Origin of the sequence: Pseudescherichia sp. L3, from assembly GCF_024656065.1 — a bacterium.
In the GTDB taxonomy this organism is placed as follows: domain Bacteria; phylum Pseudomonadota; class Gammaproteobacteria; order Enterobacterales; family Enterobacteriaceae; genus Pseudescherichia.
Genome location: NZ_JANKYC010000001.1, coordinates 1,987,747 through 2,009,458, shown reverse-complemented (window position 1 = coordinate 2,009,458; position 21,712 = coordinate 1,987,747). Strand labels below are relative to the sequence as shown.

Here is a 21,712-nt window from a genome sequence, read left to right as displayed (position 1 = left end):
TTACCGGGCCTACCTTGCTACGGCAACCGATAGTGTAAGAGGTAGTAATCCCCTTCCGGCGCCTCGCCTCGCGCCTCGATATGCCAGCCGTGGCGGCGATAAAACGCCAGCGCGGCTTTGTTCTCAGTAAGGCACTTCAGCGATCCCGAACTGGTAAAATTCGACTGCACCTTCTTCAGCAGCGCGCTACCGACGCCCTGACCCTGATACGCCGGGTCAACAAACAGGTTGTGGACGAAATTATCGTTCAGCGTGACCGATGCGAAGCCCAGGCGGTGCCCATCTTCATCGGCCACCCAGATACGCTCTCCGAGCGTCGCAGCATCAAAATCTTCCAGCTGCCAGTCGCTACCGTCTATCCAGGTCCAGCAGGTGCGGCGGGCATGCAGATAAAGCGTGCGCAGGAAGGGGCGATCGCTCTCTTGCCAGGGGCGAATAATCATCGGCGGTAGAAAATCTCACCGTCATAAACTTTAAGGATCTTACCTTCGGGTTCGGTGATCAGCACGTAGTTGCCGCCCATATAGGTCCAGTGGCTGCCGGCATCGGGCGCAGGCAGGTTACGCTGCTGCCACGCTTTAATATTGTACTCGTCAGTGAGGTACATCGGCGGAACGGTGTCGCCGATTTTGAATTTGGTAAAGTCAGCAGCAAATTCCTGCAGTTCGTATTTCGATATGCCCGTGGCAGCAGCAGTCTGTGGCGCTGCAAAAGCGGCGCTCGCTGATACCAGCAGTGCACCAAGAAGCATCAGTTTGGTCTTACCCATGGTCTCTCCATATTTTGCCGGGCGGGCTGTTCTCATCTGGCCCTTTAGTATTACGTGCGCGCTATCATCGCTGTGATTTCTCACTGAAAGCAATAGCAAAAGCTATCATGCTCGCGCGTGCTTTGGAAAAAAGTGTAAGCAAATGCAGGAGAAAGCAGAAGCAGCGGATCGCTAAAAAAGCCATCCGCTTGAGAAGGGCGATCCCTTTTGGGATGATTCCTGGCGTTAAAAACCTTCCAGCACGATCTTGCCCACTGCCCTGTGGGATTCCAACAGACGGTGGGCTTTACGCAGGTTCTCAGCGTTGATTGCGCCAAAGTGTTCGCCCAGGGTGGTCTTAATCACGCCGTCGTCGATAAGCGAGGCGACGCGGGTCAGCAGGCGGTGCTGCTCAATGATGTCCTGGGTTTCGAACATCGAGCGGGTGAACATAAACTCCCAGTGCAGAGAGATGCTCTTTGCCTTGAGCGGGCGCGCATCCAGCGTCTCGGGATCGTCAATCAGCGCCAGCTTGCCCTGTGGGATCAGCGCCTCAATCAGCTGCTGATAGTGCTCCTCGGTATTGTTGAGGCTGGCGACGTGGGTGACGTGCTGAATGCCAATACGAGCCAGCTCTTCGGTGAGCGGCTTGCTGTGATCGATAACGTGATGTGCCCCGAGGTCGGTAACCCACTGCTGGCTTTCCGGGCGTGACGCCGTGCCGATCACCGTCATTTTGGTGAGCTTACGGGCAAGCTGGGTCATGATGGAACCGACCCCGCCCGCTGCCCCGACAATCAGCAGCACGTCGCCTTCGTTGCCGTCTTCATTAACGCCCAGGCGATCGAACAGCATCTCCCAGGCCGTAATAGCAGTAAGCGGCAGCGCGGCGGCGGAGGCATTGTCCAGGGAAGCAGGCTTCAGCGCCACGATGCGTTCATCTACCAGCTGATACTCACTATTGCTGCCTGGGCGGGTCAGCGCCCCGGCGTACCACACGGTGTCGCCGGGCTTAAACAGCGTCACCGCGTCGCCGACGTCGGCCACGACGCCGACTGCATCCCAGCCGAGAATACGCGGCGTGTCGGCGTTAAAGCCCGCGCGCACTTTGGTATCTACCGGGTTGACAGAGATGGCGCTTATTTGTACCAGCAGGTCGTGGCCGTGCGCGACCGGTTTTTCAATCTCAATGTCCTGTAGGGCATCAATGTTGCCGTTGGCCTGCGCCGCAGCGGTAATAGCGATAGCTTTCATAAATACTCCATAGCATGAGTGGCTTCAGATGAATAAGTTTAGGGTAACCAGCACCGGACGCGGGAAACAGCCTTTGATAACAGCAGCACTTATCCTCCGCGAGTGAAAATCGCCTCTGTTTGCGCTACTGTTGAGTCTTACTCATAAGTCGTAAGACGCTGTTGATTCTCAACGAGAATTTTAACGATCTCTACTATCTAACCGTGGTGGCGCAGGCGCGCAGGCAGAGGGAAACCAGGGGACAATTAAAAAAGAGAAAATATAGAGCGGGTAAATAGTCTTAACAGCTCACCCCCTATTTTGTTAATAGGGTTGTCATAAATATAACAATCGAAAGTATCACGAAAGTATATAAGATATTTTTCACATAACCATACATTACAGTGTGGGGCTTATGAATATAAAGATAGCTCGTGAGGGATATGATTGCGATATAGCTACATAAATACGCTATCTCGCAATAGGTTAGATCAAACATGTTTCACCTTATAAACCCCTGGGCTAAACCAGGGGTGGAGGTATTAAAACGAGTAGCCAGCGCCGATAGAGAATGTATTAACCTGCGTATCGAACACTTTGCTACCTTCATAATTAGCATCAAGGAAGATAGACGGTGTTACATGCACCTTAACGCCAGCAGAGTAAGCAAAGCCGTTTTCTCTCTCTGTATCTTCCCATTTCTCACCGTAACCTCTAATTTTTACTTTTACCGCACCACGCCCTACACCTGCCATAACGTAAGGTGTGAAGTATTCGTTAAGCTGGTATTGAGCACCTACCAGCGCTGATCCGTATGCATAATCAGCTTCACCTTTAAAACCTGCTTCCTCTGCTGTCTCTTTCTTTCCCGTGAGAGTAATAGAAGAGATAAAGCCGAGGTTAGAACCTTCTGGCGTATAGCTATATTTAGCGTTTAGGCCGTTCAGATTTGTTCCAGCAGCGCGGCTATTGGCATAACCAACAGATACATCACTGGCAGCGTTAGCAACGCCAACAGATGCTAATACAGCCAGTACAATTAAACCTTTATTTACATTAACAAACACTATTTATTACCTTGCCGTTGATATAATAATTAAGATGCGATGTTATTTGCAGGTTTTTTTGTTATTAAAATTTTTTAGAAAACGCCATTATTAATGGAAATGTGAATGACCACCAAAGCCTTCAGATTTAGAGTTATCATGACCATAGCCATGACCGCCGAAAGCATGGGAATGTGCATTCTCAGCACCCCGACCCTTATCTCCACTAGCATGCGAGTTATGGGTCTGAACGTTATGGTTACTACGCACAGGAACATCAAAGACGCTTTCCATGGGCACAGAAATTTGCGCAGTAGGATTAGTAGCCGCAATTGCTCCAGCAGTGGTCATAGCGTCCCCCACCTGTACAACAGTATCAGGCATCAATTGGTTAGCATTAACGTTAATAGAGCTATTAGCTGGCTTAGTAGCAACAGTAACAGGACTATCTACCGGATTATTAACAACCTCGTTAACCCTGTTAATTGGAGAGCCAACAGGTTCTACGGTAGTGTTTACTGTAAGTTGGTCAACAGGCATACCAGTGGGATTAGTTTCAACCCCTGCCACCATCGAAACAGGCGTACCGGTAGGGTCATTCTTCACTCCGGCCACCATCGAAACAGGCGTACCGGTAGGGTCGTTCTTCACTCCGGCCACCATTGAAACAGGCGTACCGGTAGGGTCATTCTTCACTCCGGCCACCATCGAGACAGGCGTACCGGTAGGGTCATTCTTCACTCCGGCCACCATTGAAACAGGCGTACCGGTAGGGTCATTCTTCACTCCGGCCACCATCGAAACAGGCGTACCGGTAGGGTCATTCTTCACTCCGGCCACCATCGAAACAGGCGTACCGGTAGGGTCGTTCTTCACTCCGGCCACCATCGAAACAGGCGTGCCGGTAGGGTCATTCTTCACTCCGGCCACCATCGAAACAGGCGTACCGGTAGGGTCATTCTTCACTCCGGCCACCATCGAAACAGGCGTACCGGTAGGGTCGTTCTTAACCCCTGATACCATGCTTACAGGATTCCCCGTCGGATCTACCTTAAGACTTTGCATCGTTGTGTCGTGTACTACGGTGCTGGTTGATGTTTCGTTTTTTGCATCGATATATGTTTGGCCGAAAGCATTATTTATCTTATCAGTTTGCGCATTAGTCAGATTAGTAACGCTTAAGGATGTATGCGGATCGGTGGTACTCGTAGAAGGAGCAGAAGCGAGAGCATTGCTATTATCCATTGGGCCACCTATCGCACCTTTAGCGTCATTATAAGCCTTGCTGACACGCGTTTGTGTAGACGCATTGTTATTGTTTGCATTGTCTTGTAGTGCAGAGGAGAGGCGATCGTTCATGATGCTGAAGCTTTCATTAGCGAAAGCAGAGCTAGTGAACAAGATACCTAAAGTAACAACAGACAGTGCTTTTTTTACACATGCGATAGCCGGCATTTTAATTTCTCACATTACAAATAATGAAAAGGTATGCGTATATCTTTTTTAGTAACGCGAATGAACTATCCCGGACCGTGCCTTTTTCGATGTTGATTTAGATCACAAAAAGCATCAATAGCTAAAAAATATTGCTTATGGACGGTAAGTTTTTTGTGGTTATTACTTCGAGTGAAAGAAGTATTTACTCAAGATGAAAGAGGGTTAAGCCTGAGCCAGACTGCCTTGAACGCAACAGCAGGCCGCAAAATAAGCATGTTTTTACGACGTGAGGCTGGCTTTTGAGCTAAAAGATACGAGCAAAGGCCTCCAGGTTAGAGAAATCTTAAGGCAGTGCTTGAGCATGGTGTAAGCCTTTTAAAGGGGATTATGTTTGCTCTCAGCCGCAACAGGCCTTTGCCATACTGAGAGAGGTACTTTTAAACGTTAGCAAAGTTATTAGCTTATGTAGTAAAAGAAATCCACTTGAATATGTTCCGCTTAGCCATTCAATCAATATTTAATTAAGTATATATTTATTGTGTCAATATATTCAGAAGGTGAATGCCTAGGGTTAGTTTTTAGCTTTGTTACCTGTTAATCGATTAAATTTTGTTACGATTGATTTATTGATCTTCTTTGCGATAGGAATAGGCTTTCATAAAATCCTATTAATGTTAGTGTCAATAATGAGGTCGGTTTTTCATTGAAAATATTAAATAAGGAAATAAGATGGCGCTCCCGGTATATTTATGGTTGAAAGATAACGGCGGCAATGCCGTTAGAGGATCTGTCGATGTAAAAGATCGTGAAGGTTCAATTGAGATCGTAGAGCTTATGCACACGGTAGACTTACCTATAGATGACCGTACAGGTAAAATTGTCAGTAAACGTCTACACGGTGATTACTTCTTAATTAAGGAACTGGATAGTTCATCACCTTATCTGTATCAGGGTGTATCATCAGGTAGGAAGTTCAAAGAGGCTGTTTTAAAGTTCTATCGAATCAACTACAACGGGCAGGAAGAAGAGTACTTCCGGGTTACAATGGAGAACGTAAGGGTAACCGAAGTTGAACCTTTTATGATGGATATAAAGAATCCCCGCTACGAGAAACACAACCACCTTGAGGCTTTCTACCTGGCCTATGAAAAGATTACGTGGCACTACCTGGACGGGAATATTATTCATTCCGACTCATGGAACCGCAAGGAGGTCGCATAATGCCGTGGGTATATAAAGTTAGTGCACGCGCATTCTACCTAAATGGTACTTATAAATTTAATGCTGAATACTCAGGTAGGCCGGGATATTGGAATGATTCCGCAAATGAGTGTGTAAGTGGTAAAGGTCCTTTGCCGAGAGGTACTTACACTATAGGAAAGGCTTTTGCACATTATAAAGCAGGGGCATATACAATGAGGCTTACTCCATATGTTGAAAACCCAATGTGCGGACGAGATGGTTTCATGATACATGGTAATAGTACGGCGCATCCAACACAAGCATCGGACGGATGTATCATCCTAAATTTACCCCAACGTAAACAACTCAATGATAGCAGTGATAAGATATTAGTAGTGGAAGACTGATATGAAATACAGCTTAGTTTTTTTATGTTTGGTAGCTGGTACGTGTGGGGCAAATCAAATGAAAGGTTTTGGTGCAAGGTACTATGATGATATTACAGAAACCTATTCGGATAATCATGCAACAAATAAGGATCTAGAACCCATTATTACTGTAGGAAATGAGAAATATAAGTTTGAAGTAAATACGGTAGAAGCTATTGCTAAACAAGCAGGTGTGGATGTAAATAAAGATAGCCAAGCTTCTTGGATTTGTCTGAAATCAAAAGATATTAATTACTGGTTTATCTCCGATAATGAGATGGGAGGAGGGTATTTAACTACGGTAGCTATGGCAAAAGACGCATCTCCATGTACATCTTACCAAGGTTTTCTACGAGTAGCCGTTAAGGCCCCTATGTTGGCTTCTAAAGATGATATATCCTCTTACTTTGTTATGCCAAAGAAAGATATTGTCATGTTCTACAAGGAAGTTGAGAGTTTAAATTATATTCAGAGTAACAGCATTATGTATTATCTGAGAGGTAAAGAGGTGCAAGGGTTATTCATTAGTCAGGTTACTACTACTTAATATGTGTAAAATAAAATACTATTATGTAATGGTTGGCGGGTGTTTAATTGGTTCCTGACCCTGTTCGCTTATATTGGATGAATTGGAGAGGTTGCGTGAAATAAGATGATATGATAAACATCCCCTGTATGAAATCTCTTTTAGCTCGTGGCTGGATTGAGGTTGTTGCAAATGGTTAGGACAATCGCCCTTAAAATTGCGAAAATGATTTTTTTTATCGTGATTTTTCTTTTGATAGGTAAGTGTATGCCAGATCCTTACATTTATATAAATCATGATATCGCAAAGAGTCTGGCCCAGTTTTTTAGCGGTGATGTAAACGCTGAGTCACTCTATGATGCTTATTTCTATCTTGATGTGGCCTCGGTAATAGTTATAACTATATCTATTTACGCAATTTGTTTGTCCGTTGTTCGTAAATTATTTTTTATGATATAGTTAAATCTGAGGATAGTGCTATGTGGAACTATTACTAATGAGCATAGAACAAGAGATCATTGATTATATATATACTAATCATAGCCACAAGAAATATGGATTTTTTGGGCGTCGTCCAGAAGTAACATTAGATACTGAGTTAACTAAAGGCGGTCTGGATGTTATTTGGGAAGATGCAGAGGATACATTAGATTACTATTTCAGGAATTGGAATGTAAAGCCAAACGGTTTTGAGATAATCTACTATTTTGAACCGAATTTTTTAGGTTCAAAACCTCCAGAAAAGCCGCTAAAACCGCTAACGGTACGAATGCTGGTAGAATCTGCAAAAGCAGGCGAATGGTTGTACGATTAATATTTCCCTTACTATCTGTACTGTCGTGTAAAAGCAGGGTGGAGAAGCGATAACTCCTGAAGCACGCTTGCATCAGCAAGCCACTTCCCCTAATCTGGCAAAAAGTTCAAAGATGTACTCAACATGACTCGGGGTGCCCTTCTGCGTGAAGGCTGAGAAATACCCGTACCACCTGATCTGGATAATGCCAGCGTAGGGAAGTCAGATGCCTGCCGGCGTCCCTTCTTCGCGCCGGGCAGGAGCTAACTATGCAACCTGACCTGCTGAGCCACGCGCACGTCGCGTCTGTTTTACAGCACTTTCGTACCCGTTCCCCTCTTGTTCACTGCATGACCAACGACGTTGTGCAGACCTTTACCGCGAATGTTCTGCTGGCCATCGGCGCTTCCCCTGCCATGGTGATTGAGCGTGAAGAGGCCGCGCAGTTCAGCGCTATTGCCGACGCACTGCTGATTAACGTTGGCACGCTTACGGTTGACCGCGCGGATGCCATGCGCGCTGCGATCCACAATGCGAACGACGCGAACAAACCCTGGACCCTTGACCCGGTTGCCGTGGGTGCGCTCGATTTTCGTACCCGCTTCTGCCGGGAGATCCTCTCCCTGAGGCCAGCGGCGATTCGCGGCAACGCCTCGGAAATAATGGCCCTGAAGGGCTTGAGCGCAGGGGGGCGCGGGGTGGATACCACCGACTCGGCCAGCGCGGCGCGGCCAGCCGCTGAGCGGCTGGCGCAGGAAACCGGCGCAGTGGTCGCCGTCACGGGGGAGGTGGACTACATTACCGACGGCAGCCGCACGCTGAAGGTCGTCGGCGGTGCGCCGATCATGACTCGGGTAGTGGGCACCGGCTGCGCGCTGTCGGCGGTTGTGGCGGCAGGCTGTGCGCTGCCTGGCGAGCGTCTCGTTAGCGTTGCGGCAGCCTGCGGCCTGTTCGCCGTTGCAGGAGGCGAGGCGGCGGCAGAGAGCCGTGGCCCCGGCTCCTTTGTTGTAGCGTTTCTTGATGCCCTTTATCACCTGGATGGAGGCGCGTCAGCATGAAAAGAATCAATGCATTAACTATCGCCGGAACCGATCCAAGCGGAGGGGCGGGCATCCAGGCGGATCTGAAAACCTTCTCGGCTCTCGGAGCCTATGGCTGCTCAGTCATTACCGCCCTGGTGGCGCAAAATACCCTTGGCGTGCAGTCGGTCTATCGCATCACGCCGGAGTTTGTCGCTGCGCAGCTGGATTCAGTATTAAGCGACGTGCGTATCGATACAACCAAGATCGGCATGCTGGCCGATACCGATATTATCGAGGCGGTGGCCGAGCGGCTGGCACACTATCGGGTAGAGAATATCGTGCTGGATACGGTGATGCTGGCAAAAAGTGGCGATCCGCTTTTAACGCCCTCGGCGGTTGCCACCCTGCGCACCCGGCTGCTGCCGCAGGTCTCACTGATCACGCCTAACCTGCCGGAGGCGGCGGCGCTGCTCGATGCCGATCACGCCCGCAACGAGCAGGATATGCATGAGCAGGGGCGGGCACTGCTGGCGCTCGGTTGTGAAGCGGTGCTGATGAAAGGTGGCCATCTCACTGACGGCGAAAGCCCGGACTGGCTCTTTACCCGCGAGGGGGCAACACGGTTCACCGCCCCGCGCATCGCCACGAAAAATACCCACGGCACCGGCTGCACGCTCTCGGCGGCGCTGGCGGCGCTGCGCCCGCGTCACGCTAACTGGGCCGATACTCTGGGCGAAGCCAAAATCTGGCTCACCAATGCCCTGGCGCAGGCGGACTCATTGGAGGTGGGGCAGGGCATCGGGCCGGTGCATCATTTCCACGCCTGGTGGTAAACGCAAAACATAAATAACCCTTCCGGCTTACGGAGGGGTAGTTAATATTTACTTTAATTAACTATTCTCAAATAGTGTCGCAGGTTCGCGGAAGCATCAACGCGTGATAACGGAGTCGATGATATGAAACAGCACGCTTTGCTATTACCGTTCATCTCTCTCTTACTGAGCGCCTGCGGGAGCAACGGTCCGTCGCCCTATACGGGCCATATCTCCACCAGGCACTATGAACACTATATCTGTTTAACCGCGCCTGAGGATGGAGAGATAGAGGCCTACAACCTGACCTCATCGAAGGATAACTTTAAGTCTACCTACTCTCCCGTAGGTGAAGAGGAGATTACCGTCCATGCGCCGGGCATCTGTTTTTTAGCGCGTTTTGATAAGGGCTATATCTACTCGTTTAATTATCAGGTAGACGGCGACTGGTATCACTTCCGATTTCTCAGCGATCAAAATGGCCGGATAACAATCCTAAACGCCTCTTAAATAACCCACTATCGATTCCCGTACGCTTAGAGATAAATTTTCATTAAACCAAAAGTATCAAAATTTCCTGCGAGCTGGAAAAATCCGCCGCCCGGTACCAGGCTTACTCTGCCTGCGAACTCAGGGCAGGACTAACCACGTTCGCCTGCGGGCGAATCTTACGGGAGCCTCATCATGACTGATATTTCACAGCTGCTTGGCAAAGATGCCGACAGCCTGTTGCAGCATCGTTGTATGACCATTCCAGCCGACCAGCTCTACCTGCCAGGACACGACTATGTCGATCGCGTGATGGTCGATAACAACCGTCCTCCTGCCGTACTCCGTAATATGCAGACGCTCTACAATACTGGCCGTCTGGCGGGAACCGGCTATCTGTCGATTCTGCCGGTTGACCAGGGGGTAGAGCACTCGGCGGGCGCATCCTTCGCCGCTAACCCACACTATTTCGATCCGAAAAACATCGTTGAGCTGGCCATTGAGGCGGGCTGTAACTGCGTGGCCTCTACCTATGGCGTGCTGGCCTCGGTATCGCGCCGCTACGCGCACCGCATTCCGTTTCTGGTAAAGCTTAACCATAACGAAACCCTAAGCTATCCCAACACTTTTGACCAAACGCTCTATGCCAGCGTCGAGCAGGCGTTCAATATGGGCGCGGTTGCCGTGGGGGCGACAATCTACTTTGGCTCTGAGCAGTCGCGCCGCCAGATCGAGGAGGTCGCCAGCGCCTTTGAGCGTGCCCACGAGCTGGGGCTGGTAACCGTACTGTGGGCCTACCTGCGCAACGCCGACTTCAAAAAGGATGGCGTGGACTACCACGTCTCTGCGGATCTCACCGGGCAGGCTAACCACCTGGCGGCTACCATCGGGGCGGATATCGTCAAGCAGAAGATGGCGGAGAACAACGGCGGCTATAACGCGGTGAAATATGGCTATACCGACGAGCGCGTCTACAGCAAACTCACCACCGATAACCCTATCGATCTGGTGCGCTATCAGCTGGCTAACTGCTACATGGGCCGTGCAGGCCTGATCAACTCCGGCGGCGCGTCGGGAGGCGAGGCTGACCTCACCGAGGCGGTGCGCACGGCAGTGATCAACAAGCGCGCGGGCGGGATGGGGCTAATCCTTGGCCGGAAAGCGTTTAAGAAAACGATGGCCGATGGCGTGAAGCTGATTAACGCCGTGCAGGATGTCTACCTGGATAATAAAGTGACCATTGCCTAATTAGTTACAACATGCTTTAAGTGAGTTTGTAGGCCCGGTAAGCGCAGCGCCACCGGGCGTTACTGTGCATAAGCTGCAATGCCGGGCGGCGCTAACGCTTGCCCGGCCTACGCAACAACCCCCTTTCATTGTGAGGTTAATGCTTCTCCCGATCTGCATCACATTTCCCCTCTCTTTTGTGAAAAGTGTCACTCAGCCCTGTGCTATTGCCCAAAAATCACCCGTCGCTTAGCGGAAATTGTCTGAGGTATTGGCTAAAAATTCTGCATACATTTACATCTGAAACAGCTTTTCAAAATGAAGCAGGCACCTGAGACAAGGATCCGTAATGAAAATTGAATCTGTAAACGTCACCGTTTTTCAGTATCCCACCCGTCGTGTTTCCGATAGCGCTGGTCACTCCCATCCGGGCCCGGAGAGCATGGCAAAAATGGCGATGCTGACCATTACCGCTGATGATGGCAGCCAGGGGTTCTCGTTTGCGCCGCCGGAAGTGGTACGTCCCTTTGTCGTGAACACCTTCTTCCGCAAGGTGATGGTGGGTCAGGATCCCTTTAACCGCGAGCGCATCTGGCAGGACCTGGCTCACTGGCAGCGCGGTAGCGCTCATCAGCTCACCGAGCGCGCACTCTCCTTTGTGGAGCAGGCGCTGTGGGATCTGATTGGCCGCAAGCTCAACGTGCCGGTCTATAAGCTGCTCGGCGGCTTTCGGGACAAAGTTCCGGCCTACGGCAGCACCATGTGTGGGGACGATCTGCCGGGTGGGCTCTCCACGCCGGAAGAGTACGCCGCCTTTGCCGAAACCCTGGTCGCCCGCGGCTATAAGGCGATCAAGCTCCACACCTGGATGCCACCGGTCTCGTTTGCACCTAATCCGAAGATGGATATTAAGGCCTGCGCCGCCGTGCGCGAAGCCGTGGGGCCGGATATCGACCTGATGATCGACGGCTACCACTGGTACAGCCGCACCGAGGCGCTCTATATCGGCAAGGCGCTGGAGAAGCTCGACTTTGCCTGGTTTGAAGAGCCGATGGAGGAGGAGAGCATGTCCTCTTACGCCTGGCTGGCTGAGAACCTCTCTATTCCGATTATCGGGCCTGAGAGCCTCGGCGGTAAGCACCACAGTCGTGCCGACTGGGTGAAAGCCGGGGCCTGCGACATTCTGCGCGCCGGGTCCAACGGCGTAGGCGGTATCTCACCGACGCTGAAGGTCGCAAGCCTCGCCGAAGCCTTTGGCATGGACTGCGAAGTGCACGGCAACGGCGCGGCCAGCCTGGCGGTGGTCGGGGCGATCCGCAACTGCCGCTGGTATGAGCGCGGCCTGCTGCACCCGTTCCTCGACTACGACGAACCCGCTGCCTATCTCAACAGCATCGTCGATCCGATGGATGAAGAGGGCTTTGTCCACCTGCCGCAGCGCCCTGGCCTCGGCGAAGACATCAATTTTGCCTATATCGAAGCCAATACCGTCAGTCACGACTAATAAAAAAAGCCAACGCCCGGTGGCGCTGCGCTAGCCGGGCCTACGTCTTACTCTACAAACGGTATACAGAGATGAAAAAAAACGCGTTGAGGGCTAGCCTGCTGGCGCTCTCGCTGATGATGGGGAGCGGGGCGACGCTGGCGGCCACGCCGCCGGATCAGCTCATCATCGGCATGAACATGAATAATCTCTTAAGTCTCGATCCGGCGGCGATGACCGGTAACGAAGTGGTCGGCATTGTCGTCAATCTTTACGACTCGCTGGTAGAGCTCGATCCCGACCAGCTTACCAACGTCCGCCCGGCGCTGGCCGAATCCTGGGCCATCAGCCCGGATGGCAAAACCCTGACCTTTCACCTGCGCAAGGACGTGAAGTTTCACTCCGGCAATCCCCTGACCGCTCAGGACGTGGTGTGGTCGATGCGCCGCCTGCTGCACCTCAACCTTGCCCAGGCCTCGGTGTGGAAATCCTATGGTTTTAGCAAAAAGAACATTGACGCTCAGGTGAGCGCCCCGGATGACTATACCGTGCAGATTGTCCTGCCGAAGGCCAACGATCCGCAGCTGGTGATCTACTCCCTCGGCGCGCTGGGCAATCTTGGCGTGCTCGACAGCAAAACGGTGCAGAGCCACGAGGTGAACAATGACTGGGGCAACCGCTGGCTGACCACCAACGAAGCTGGCTCTGGCCCCTTTATGCTGGAGACCTGGCAGGCAAAAGACGTGCTGCGCATGAAGCGTAACCCGGACTACTGGCGGGAAGAGCCGAAGATGAGCCGCATCGTGCTGCGCCATTTCCAGGAGTCGCAGACGCTGCGCCTGATGATTGCCAAGGGCGATCTCGATATCGCTAACAGCATGGCGGTATCGGACATCAACGCCCTGCGTAAGGATCCCGACGTTACCGTGGAAGCGGTGCAGCGCGGAACCGTCTACTACGTAGCGATGAGCATGAAGGAGCCGCACTTTGCTAATCCCAGGGTGCGTGAGGCGGTGCGTTACCTGATTGACTACCAGGGGATCAACAAGGCGCTGATGCCCGGCTATGGCGTGCTGCACCAGCGGCCGATCAAGGCTGGAATGCCCTCGACATTGCCGGACCCAGGCTACCGGCTGGACATCGCGAAAGCGAAAAAGCTGCTGGCCGAGGCGGGCTACCCGAATGGCTTTGATACCACCCTGCGGGTGCTGGCGGATCAGCCGTTCCTCAACATCGCCATCGCCGTGCAGTCCACCCTGATGCAGGCGGGCATTAACGCCAAAATCATCACCGGCACCGGGAACCAGATCTACGGTGCAATGCGCGAGCGTAAGTTTGACATGCTGGTCGGGCGCGGCGGCAGCGGCGTGGAGCCGCATCCGCACTCCAGCCTGCGCGCGCTGGTCTACAACCCGGACAACAGCGACGAGGCGCGGCTGACCAACTTCCAGGGCTGGCGCACCGGTTTTTACGATAAGCCGCTCAACGAGATGATCGATAAAGCGTTGCTGGAGCGCGATCCGCAGAAGCAGATTGCTGACTATCAGCAGATCCAGACCCGCTACGACCAGCTGATCCCCGCCCTGGTGCCGCTCTCCCAGATGGTGGACTCGGTGGTGGTCCGCAACGAGGTGAAGAACTTCCAGTCTCACCCCTCCGCCACCACCTTCCTGCGTGAGGTTTACAAAGAGCCGATTCATACCGGAGGAACCAAAGGATGAGTGTAGCAATCTTAGCGCCCGGCTCCCGCGCCAGGCGGTTCTCTAACCGGCTTGGTCAGGTGCTGATCACCCTGTTTGGCCTGCTGCTGCTGACCTTTTTTATCGGCCGGGTGATGCCCGTCGATCCGGTGCTGGCTATCGTCGGCCCGGACGCCGACCAGAGCACCTATCAGCAGGTTTACCAGCAGCTGGGGTTCGATAAATCTCTGCTGACTCAGTTCGGTATCTACTTCAACAACCTGCTGCACGGCGATCTCGGTAACGCGCTGCTGACCGGTAAGCCGGTAACGGACGATATCCTGCGCGTCTTCCCGGCGACGCTGGAGCTGGCGACGATGGCCATTATTGTCGGTGCAGGCCTCGGCATTCCGCTGGGGGTGCTGGCCGCCGCGCGCCGCAACTCGGTCTCTGACTACGTAGTGCGCATCATCAGCCTGGCGGGCTACTCCACGCCTATCTTCTGGGTAGGGATGATGGGCCTGCTGCTGTTTTACGCCTGGCTGGGCTGGGTCGGCGGGGCCGGGCGGCTGGATATGGGTCTTGAGGGGCTGGTTCCGCGCCGCACCGGGCTGTTTACCATTGACGCCCTGCTGGCGGGGAATTGGGCGGTGTTCTGGAATGCCGTCAACCACCTGGTGCTGCCCGCGTCGCTGCTCGGCTTCCACTCCCTGGCCTACATCAGCCGGATGACCCGCAGCTTTATGCTGGCCCAGCTCTCTCAGGAGTTCATCATCACCGCCCGGGTTAAAGGCTTAACCGAGCGGCAGGTGATCTGGAACCATGCGTTTCGCAACATCCTCGTACAGCTTCTGACGGTAGTGGCGCTGGCCTACGGCTCGCTGCTGGAAGGAGCGGTGCTGATTGAAACCGTCTTCTCCTGGCCGGGCTTTGGCTCCTATCTCACCGGTAGCCTGCTGCTGGGGGATATGAATGCGGTCATGGGCTGCGTGCTGCTGGTGGGGGTGATCTTCGTGATGCTCAACCTGCTCTCCGACATGCTCTACCAACTCTTTGACCCGAGGACGAAATCATGACGGTCTCTCTGGATACGCCAGTAACCGGCGGCGGAAATGAAAGCCGCCTGCGCCTGAAGCGCGCCCTGGTCCGCACCGGCGGTTTTATTGGCAAGATGGCCCGCAACCCGCTGACCGCCATCGGCGGCGGGATTATTCTCCTGCTGCTGGTCGTGGCCGCCTTTGCGCCGTGGATCGCACCCTATAACCCGCTGGTGCAGGATCTTAACGCCGCGCTGCAATCTCCGAACGCCCAGCACTGGTTTGGCACCGACGAGTTTGGTCGGGACATCTTTAGCCGCCTGGTCTACGGGGCGCGCATTACGCTCTACATCGTGCTGCTGGTCTCGGTCACCGTCGGGCCTCTGGGCCTGCTGCTGGGGGTGTGCGCGGGCTACTTCGGCGGCAAGGTTGATATGGTGCTGATGCGCGTCACCGATATCTTTATCTCTTTCCCAAGCCTGGTGCTGGCTCTGGCTTTCGTGGCCGCTCTTGGTCCAGGTCTTGAGCACGTGGTGATCGCCATTACCCTGACCGCCTGGCCGCCGATTGCCCGCCTGGCGCGGGCCGAAACCCTCTCGCTGCGCCAGGCCGACTTCATCTCGGCGGTACGCCTGCAGGGGGCGTCACCGGTACGCGTGCTGTGGCGTCACATTGTGCCGCTCTGCCTGCCGTCGGTGATTATCCGCATCACCATGAACATGGCGGGGATCATCCTGACCGCCGCCGGGCTGGGCTTCCTCGGTCTTGGCGCGCAGCCGCCAGAGCCGGAGTGGGGGGCGATGATCTCCAGCGGCCGCACCTACATGATGGAGTGCTGGTGGGTAGTGACTATTCCGGGGCTGGCGATCCTGATCAACAGCCTGGCGTTCAACTTCTTAGGAGATGGCCTACGTGACATCCTCGATCCTCGCAGCGAATAACGCGCCCCTGCTCGACGTGCGCGATCTCCATGTCGACTTTATCAACGGACGCGCGGTCACTAACGCAGTACGCGGCGTCTCCTTTCAGCTGGGCCGGGAGAAGTTGGCCATCGTTGGCGAATCCGGCTCCGGTAAATCCACTGTCGGGCGCGCTTTGATGCGCCTGCATCCGGCTAAGGCCCGCATTACCGCCGAACGGATGCACTTCGGCGATATCGATCTGCGCACCGCCAGCGAGGCGCAGATGCGCACCGTGCGCGGGAAGCGGATCTCCATGATCATGCAGGACCCGAAATACTCCCTCAACCCGGTAGTCTGCGTTGGAGATCAGATCGCCGAGGCCTGGCTGACCCATCATCCAGGGCGCAAGGCCGAAGCGAAGGCCAAAGTGCTGGAGATGCTGGACGTGGTGCGTATCCGTCAGCCCGAGCGCGTCTATAACCTCTATCCGCATGAGATCTCCGGCGGACAGGGGCAGCGCATTATGATCGCCATGATGCTGATCACCGATCCCGAACTGGTGATCGCTGACGAGCCAACCTCCGCGCTGGACGTTTCGGTGCGTTTACAGGTGCTGGGGCTGCTGGACGATCTGGTCCAGTCTCGCGGGCTGGGGCTGATCTTCATCAGTCACGATATCAACCTGGTACGCAGCTTCTGCGACCGGGTGTTGGTGATGTACGCCGGGCGGGTGGTGGAGTCGATTGCCGCCTGCGATCTGCATAATGCCCAGCACCCCTATACCCAGGGGCTAATCAGCGCCCTGCCGGAGATCCACCATCGTCGTCCCGTGCTGCCGGTACTGCAGCGTCAGGCCAGCTGGCTTAACGAGTGAGGAGCACACTATGATCGATGTGAAGAACCTGAACCTGTCCTTTGGCGAAGGGGAGAAGCGTAACCAGGTGCTGTACGACGTGAGCTTTAACGTGCAGCCAGGAGAGATTTACGGTCTGGTGGGCGAGTCCGGCTCGGGTAAAACCACGGTGCTGAAGTGCCTGGCGGGGCTGTTTACCCACTGGGATGGCGAGCTGGCGATCAACCGTCAGCCGCTGGAGCACCGGCTTAATCCACAGCGCTGCCGGCTGGTGCAGATGGTGTTTCAGGATCCCTACGGCTCGCTGCATCCGCGCCATACCATCGGTGATATTCTGGAGGAGCCGCTGCATATTCACGGTATCGGCGACCGGGATCGACGGGTAAACCGCCTGCTGGATCGCGTCGGGCTCAATCGCGCCTTTCGCGATCGCTTCCCGCATCAGCTCTCCGGCGGTCAGCGACAGCGCGTGGCGATTGCCCGGGCGCTGATCCTGGAGCCACAGGTGCTGCTGCTGGATGAACCCACCTCGGCGCTGGACGTGTCGGTGCAGGCGGAGATCCTCAATCTGCTGGCGGAGCTGCATCAGGAGTCAAAGCTGACCTATCTGATGGTGACGCACGATCTGGGCGTCATTGCCCACCTGTGCCAGAAGATTGCCGTGATGCAGTACGGCAAGATCCTTGAGACGCTGACGGTAGACGATCTGGTGAGCGGTCAGGCAAAAACCGACTATACGCGGATGCTGGTCAATGCCAGCCAGCAGTACAGCCGGGAGATGGCGCGAGCAGTGGCGGCGTATTAACGCCGATGGTTATGCCGAACTTGCAGGCCGGGTAAGCGTAGCGCCACCCGGCAAATCGTTACCGCAGCAGTGGGCAGTCCGGCGGCAGGCGACATTTAAGCGCGCCGGGCAGGATCTCCATTCGGAAGTGCTGCCCGCTCAGCGGCTCGCCGTCAAGGTTAAAGGTGATCTCATGAGGGGAGGTCACCTCAAACCAGGCCGATTCGCCGTCCACGATATTCGGGCTATCTTCCGGTTGGGTGAGGGTGGTAAAGAGCGCGGGAAGAAGCTCCTCCCCGGTAAAAATGCGTATCTGCAGCAGACCGTCGTTGATCAGCGCGCCCGGGCAGAGCTGTTGTCCGCCGCCCGCCTGGCGGCCGTTACCAATGCCGATCACCAGCGCGTCGCCCTGCCAGGAGAAGTTTTCGCCACGGATCTCAACGCTGTCGGCTTTCAGGGTATCCATGCGCATCAGGCCGTGAATGACATAAGATACGCCCCCCAGCGCGGCCTTCATCCGCTCTGGCGTTTCAGTCGTGATGCGTGTGCCAAACCCGCCGGTGGCCATGTTGATAAAACAGGTCTGGTCGTTAACCCGGGCAACATCTATCGGCACGGCCTTGCCGACAATCGCCAGCTGTAGGGCTTTATCCAGCGTTTCCGGGACGCCTGTGCTGGTGGCAAAATCGTTGGCGGTGCCGAGAGGGATGATCCCCATTGCTGGGACGTTCTCACCCGTCGTGTTGACCAGCGCCGTCGCCACTTCATTGATCGTGCCATCGCCGCCGCCAGCGATCACCGTAGCAACGCCAAGCTCTACGGCTTCCGCGACGTAGCGGGCAGCGTCACCTTTTTCCCACGTGACCCTGACGTGCAGCTCGATACCTTCGTTACGCAGCAGAGTGACCGCCTCGCGCAGGGTGTCATCGCCTGCACTTTTGCCATTCAGAATAAGTAAACTCGACGGATCGCTAGTCATCCTAAAACCCTGAAAAAGAGAGAGTGAAGAGAGTGTATCTTAGCTGGAACGGGAACGTGTAAGAAGTGGCTGAAAGACGCTAAAAAATAGGCCTGGCTTAACAAGCCCGATCCGCTGGACGTTTGGTGTACTTCCACCCCAGGAACCACCCAACGACTGCGCCAATCAGAAACATCACCGGCGTGCCGATAAAAAAGATAGATGCATTCGCCGACATCTGATCGTCGCCATAAATGGGACCAACGAAGTAGCCACATATCGCTGGCAATAGCAGGTACATCAAAAGAGCACCGCAGAAGGCACCGACGACCGTACAAATGAAAATTTTTAGCTTTCTCATATCCCACCACACACTCTCTTTTAAAACATTAAAGCTAAATCATCGGCATTCTCTGAGGGAAGGGGTTCCTGATTGAGCTAGCCAAAAAGCCGCCAAAGTGTTGTAAAGTAATTACACGAGTTCAATCAAGTACAAGTTTCATCGCAAATCAAATATATGCTAATGTTTTTTAATGATTTTTCTTCCTAGTAACCAACCTGCTATAGCCCCTAATAGAGCGAGTAGAGGAGTACCAACAAGGAAAATAGTAAAGTTCTGCGACATTTGATCGTCGCCATAAATAGGACCCACGAAGTAGCCGCAAACAGCAGGCAGAATGAGGTACATAATCACAGCCCCGCATATCGCTCCTGTTAATGTACATAAGCACAATTTCAAGAATTTCATATCATTCTCCAGAACCATACTTCTTTTGCGTGTGAGTAGCTGCTCCAAATACCATCGATATTCATACCCCAGTGAATGCGTAGATAACTATTGCGAGCGGTAAGTCTGCTTCCATTCCAAAGATCAATATGATCCCCACTACGGTTTCGAAAGCTTTCATCTCCACGCCGCCAGTAATCCTTAAAAAAGATGATACCGGTTCGGTTTTTTAGCACATCTTCAAAATTATCTGCGTGTACTTTTATAACAGGAAAAGTACCAGGTATTGGTGTACGTTTGAGCGCATCGGCCAGTTCTTCTGCACGTAAAATATGCCCCGCACTTTTAGGATGCAACCAGCAAAAGTGAACATGAAGTTTTGTTACATCGTAACCGCATCGGGCAAGGGCGGTTCCAAGCCTAATGGCACATTGATCACCAAACGCTTTATGTCCATCACGCCGCCGACAGGGATTATCATCCCCATGAACTTCAGGATGCGCATTCCAAAGCGCTGAAAAAGTCATACTCATCGGTACTCTCCTGTTACTAAAACATCTAATAGATACAATCACTTGTTGTCATCTACTATAAGTAAAAGCGATACAGGAGTTTGAACAAAAAACCACAAATAAGTTAAGGTTATCTTATCGGGCAGACGCTGATGAGTCGGGTGAGTAAGGGGTTAGAGGCATGGCAGGCAAAAAAATAGGCCTGCGTAAGGGAGATTACACAGGCCAAGGAGGTGGTTCCTGGTAGAGCTAGCATTTATGGGTTATGTTTTTCAGCGCAGAGATAATACCCTTATCAAGCGAAACGGTATGTGATCCGATTCTAAGATTCATATCACTTGAAAAAATAACCCAACTGTACTACTTCGCCTATCAGGCAGCGTGCGGGTTGCGCGTCGTCTGGCCGTTGAAATTGCGCATCAGCAGACCATACTCCAGCTGCATATCCGAAGGCACCGGCAGCCAGACGGTGTAGCCATCGCCCGGTGCAACCGGCATTGCTTCGCCTTTGGCATTCTCCATATGCTCCAGAGTGAAATTGACGTTGCCGTGCGGGGTCATCAGCTCCAGGCTGTCGCCCACGGAGAACTTATTCTTCACCTTCACCGCCGCCAGCGCGCCGTTGCGCTCGCCGGTGAACTCGCCGACAAACTGCTGGCGATCGGAGATCGAGTAGCCCTGCTCGTAGTTCTGGTAGTCGTCATGGGTATGGCGGCGCAGGAAGCCTTCGGTATAGCCCCGGTGTGCCAGCCCTTCTAATGTCTCCATCAGGCTGGTGTCGAACGGTTTACCGGCGGCAGCGTCATCAATGGCCTTGCGGTAAACCTGCGCAGTACGGGCGCAGTAGTAGAACGATTTGGTGCGGCCCTCGATCTTCAGCGAGTGCACGCCCATCTGCGTCAGGCGCTCAACGTGGGCGATGGCGCGCAGATCTTTCGAGTTCATGATGTAGGTGCCGTGCTCATCTTCGAACGCGGTCATGTACTCGCCGGGGCGCTGGGCCTCTTCAATCATAAATACCTTGTCGGTCGGCGCGCCAATCCCCAGCGTCGGCTCGACGTTTTTCACCGGGATCGGCTCGTGGACGTGGACGATATTACCCACGGCGTCCTCTTTGCCCTCCTGGACGTTGTACTCCCAGCGGCAGGCGTTGGTGCAGGTGCCCTGGTTCGGATCGCGCTTGTTGATATAGCCCGAGAGCAGGCAGCGGCCAGAGTAGGCCATACACAGCGCACCGTGCACGAAAATCTCAAGCTCCATCTCCGGCACCTGCTGGCGGATCTCGGCGATCTCATCCAGCGACAGCTCGCGGGAGAGGATCACCCGGGTCAGGCCCATCTGCTGCCAGAACTTCACCGTCGCCCAGTTGACGGCGTTAGCCTGCACCGAGAGGTGAATATCCATCTGTGGGAAGTGCTCGCGCACCAGCATGATTAAACCAGGATCGGACATGATCAGCGCATCCGGCCCCATCGCCACCACCGGCGCTAAATCGCGGATAAAGGTCTTCAGCTTGGCGTTGTGCGGCGCAATATTCACCACCACGTAGAACTTTTTACCCAGCGCATGGGCTTCGTTGATCCCCAGCTGGAGATTCTCGTGGTTGAATTCATTATTGCGCACGCGCAGGGAGTAGCGAGGCTGGCCCGCGTAGACGGCATCCGCGCCATAGGCGAAGGCGTAACGCATATTTTTCAGCGTTCCCGCCGGGGAGAGGAGTTCCGGTTTAAACATGATGTTCTCGTTCTGATGACAGGTCAGATCCGCCGCAGTTCGGTGGGCGGGCAGGGGGTAATCCCCTGTTTTAAGGGCGGGAATTATAGCGCTGCACAGA

24 protein-coding genes and 1 riboswitch are annotated in these 21,712 nt (G+C 53.7%); of the genes, 14 read left to right on the top strand and 10 right to left on the bottom strand.

The window, feature by feature from the left end; translation table 11 throughout:
• Window positions 1–17 precede the first annotated feature (17 nt).
• The 5 genes from NR795_RS09820 to NR795_RS09800 form a co-directional block, all read right to left on the bottom strand.
• Window positions 18–443, bottom strand: coding sequence for a GNAT family N-acetyltransferase (locus tag NR795_RS09820; protein ID WP_257758069.1), 426 nt, complete (start codon window positions 441–443; stop codon window positions 18–20).
• Window positions 440–769, bottom strand: a complete 330-nt coding sequence (locus NR795_RS09815) for an RcnB family protein (RefSeq protein WP_257758068.1) — start codon at window positions 767–769, stop codon at window positions 440–442. Before NR795_RS09815 ends, NR795_RS09820 begins: the two co-directional genes overlap by 4 nt.
• A gap of 225 nt (window positions 770–994) precedes the next feature.
• Window positions 995–2,002 carry a zinc-binding alcohol dehydrogenase family protein gene (locus NR795_RS09810; protein WP_257758067.1) on the bottom strand — a complete coding sequence of 336 codons (1,008 nt, stop codon included), beginning with the start codon at window positions 2,000–2,002 and terminating at the stop codon, window positions 995–997.
• Between the two features lie 521 nt (window positions 2,003–2,523).
• The gene (locus NR795_RS09805) at window positions 2,524–3,048 is read right to left on the bottom strand and encodes an Ail/Lom family outer membrane beta-barrel protein (RefSeq protein ID WP_257758066.1); all 525 of its coding nucleotides are present in this window, start codon (window positions 3,046–3,048) and stop codon (window positions 2,524–2,526) included.
• A gap of 90 nt (window positions 3,049–3,138) precedes the next feature.
• Complete coding sequence (locus NR795_RS09800) at window positions 3,139–4,482, bottom strand: hypothetical protein (RefSeq protein ID WP_257758064.1); 1,344 nt, start codon at window positions 4,480–4,482, stop codon at window positions 3,139–3,141.
• Window positions 4,483–5,193: 711 nt separating this feature from the next.
• Here NR795_RS09800 and NR795_RS09795 point away from each other — a divergent pair.
• The 14 genes from NR795_RS09795 (at window position 5,194) to NR795_RS09730 (ending at window position 17,702) form a co-directional block, all read left to right on the top strand.
• Window positions 5,194–5,685 carry a type VI secretion system tube protein TssD gene (locus NR795_RS09795; RefSeq protein WP_257758062.1) on the top strand — a complete coding sequence of 164 codons (492 nt, stop codon included), beginning with the start codon at window positions 5,194–5,196 and terminating at the stop codon, window positions 5,683–5,685.
• Window positions 5,685–6,053: a DUF2778 domain-containing protein gene (locus NR795_RS09790; RefSeq protein WP_257758061.1), complete on the top strand. Its 369-nt coding sequence runs from the start codon at window positions 5,685–5,687 to the stop codon at window positions 6,051–6,053. The genes NR795_RS09795 and NR795_RS09790 overlap by 1 nt, the downstream gene beginning before the upstream one ends.
• 1 nt (window position 6,054) lies before the next feature.
• Complete coding sequence (locus NR795_RS09785) at window positions 6,055–6,621, top strand: hypothetical protein (protein WP_257758060.1); 567 nt, start codon at window positions 6,055–6,057, stop codon at window positions 6,619–6,621.
• Between the two features lie 475 nt (window positions 6,622–7,096).
• Window positions 7,097–7,414, top strand: coding sequence for a DUF1493 family protein (locus tag NR795_RS09780; RefSeq protein ID WP_257758059.1), 318 nt, complete (start codon window positions 7,097–7,099; stop codon window positions 7,412–7,414).
• 119 nt (window positions 7,415–7,533) lie between these two features.
• Window positions 7,534–7,630, top strand: a riboswitch (TPP riboswitch).
• Between the two features lie 32 nt (window positions 7,631–7,662).
• Window positions 7,663–8,451, top strand: a complete 789-nt coding sequence (gene thiM, locus NR795_RS09775) for a hydroxyethylthiazole kinase (RefSeq protein WP_257758058.1) — start codon at window positions 7,663–7,665, stop codon at window positions 8,449–8,451.
• Window positions 8,448–9,248 carry a bifunctional hydroxymethylpyrimidine kinase/phosphomethylpyrimidine kinase gene (gene thiD / locus NR795_RS09770; RefSeq protein ID WP_257758057.1) on the top strand — a complete coding sequence of 267 codons (801 nt, stop codon included), beginning with the start codon at window positions 8,448–8,450 and terminating at the stop codon, window positions 9,246–9,248. The genes thiM and thiD overlap by 4 nt, the downstream gene beginning before the upstream one ends.
• Before the next feature lie 123 nt (window positions 9,249–9,371).
• Complete coding sequence (locus tag NR795_RS09765) at window positions 9,372–9,737, top strand: hypothetical protein (RefSeq protein ID WP_144817206.1); 366 nt, start codon at window positions 9,372–9,374, stop codon at window positions 9,735–9,737.
• A 174-nt stretch (window positions 9,738–9,911) separates the two neighbouring features.
• Entirely contained in the window at window positions 9,912–10,964 is a 1,053-nt protein-coding gene (gene fbaB / locus NR795_RS09760; RefSeq protein ID WP_238085162.1) for a class I fructose-bisphosphate aldolase, read from the top strand.
• Between the two features lie 328 nt (window positions 10,965–11,292).
• Window positions 11,293–12,447 (top strand): mandelate racemase family protein, encoded by a 1,155-nt coding sequence (locus NR795_RS09755; protein ID WP_144817211.1) that lies wholly within the window; start codon window positions 11,293–11,295, stop codon window positions 12,445–12,447.
• Window positions 12,448–12,518: 71 nt separating this feature from the next.
• Window positions 12,519–14,147: an ABC transporter substrate-binding protein gene (locus NR795_RS09750; RefSeq protein ID WP_257758053.1), complete on the top strand. Its 1,629-nt coding sequence runs from the start codon at window positions 12,519–12,521 to the stop codon at window positions 14,145–14,147.
• Entirely contained in the window at window positions 14,144–15,181 is a 1,038-nt protein-coding gene (locus NR795_RS09745) for an ABC transporter permease (protein WP_144817216.1), read from the top strand. Before NR795_RS09750 ends, NR795_RS09745 begins: the two co-directional genes overlap by 4 nt.
• Entirely contained in the window at window positions 15,178–16,083 is a 906-nt protein-coding gene (locus NR795_RS09740) for an ABC transporter permease (protein ID WP_144817218.1), read from the top strand. The genes NR795_RS09745 and NR795_RS09740 overlap by 4 nt, the downstream gene beginning before the upstream one ends.
• The gene (locus tag NR795_RS09735) at window positions 16,055–16,918 is read left to right on the top strand and encodes an ABC transporter ATP-binding protein (protein ID WP_144817409.1); all 864 of its coding nucleotides are present in this window, start codon (window positions 16,055–16,057) and stop codon (window positions 16,916–16,918) included. The genes NR795_RS09740 and NR795_RS09735 overlap by 29 nt, the downstream gene beginning before the upstream one ends.
• Window positions 16,919–16,928: 10 nt before the next feature.
• On the top strand, window positions 16,929–17,702 hold the full coding sequence (locus NR795_RS09730) for an ABC transporter ATP-binding protein (RefSeq protein ID WP_222888305.1): 774 nt from the start codon (window positions 16,929–16,931) through the stop codon (window positions 17,700–17,702).
• 58 nt (window positions 17,703–17,760) lie between these two features.
• Here the strand turns inward: NR795_RS09730 and yegS are convergent, their stop codons facing one another.
• The 5 genes from yegS to yegQ form a co-directional block, all read right to left on the bottom strand.
• The gene (gene yegS / locus NR795_RS09725; protein WP_144817222.1) at window positions 17,761–18,660 is read right to left on the bottom strand and encodes a lipid kinase YegS; all 900 of its coding nucleotides are present in this window, start codon (window positions 18,658–18,660) and stop codon (window positions 17,761–17,763) included.
• A 97-nt stretch (window positions 18,661–18,757) separates the two neighbouring features.
• Window positions 18,758–19,000, bottom strand: coding sequence for a hypothetical protein (locus NR795_RS09720; RefSeq protein WP_257758052.1), 243 nt, complete (start codon window positions 18,998–19,000; stop codon window positions 18,758–18,760).
• A gap of 159 nt (window positions 19,001–19,159) precedes the next feature.
• Complete coding sequence (locus NR795_RS09715) at window positions 19,160–19,387, bottom strand: hypothetical protein (RefSeq protein ID WP_144817224.1); 228 nt, start codon at window positions 19,385–19,387, stop codon at window positions 19,160–19,162.
• Entirely contained in the window at window positions 19,384–19,899 is a 516-nt protein-coding gene (locus tag NR795_RS09710; protein ID WP_257758051.1) for a type VI secretion system amidase effector protein Tae4, read from the bottom strand. The genes NR795_RS09715 and NR795_RS09710 overlap by 4 nt, the downstream gene beginning before the upstream one ends.
• 351 nt (window positions 19,900–20,250) lie before the next feature.
• Window positions 20,251–21,612, bottom strand: a complete 1,362-nt coding sequence (yegQ, locus tag NR795_RS09705) for a tRNA 5-hydroxyuridine modification protein YegQ (RefSeq protein WP_257758050.1) — start codon at window positions 21,610–21,612, stop codon at window positions 20,251–20,253.
• Window positions 21,613–21,712: the final 100 nt, after the last annotated feature.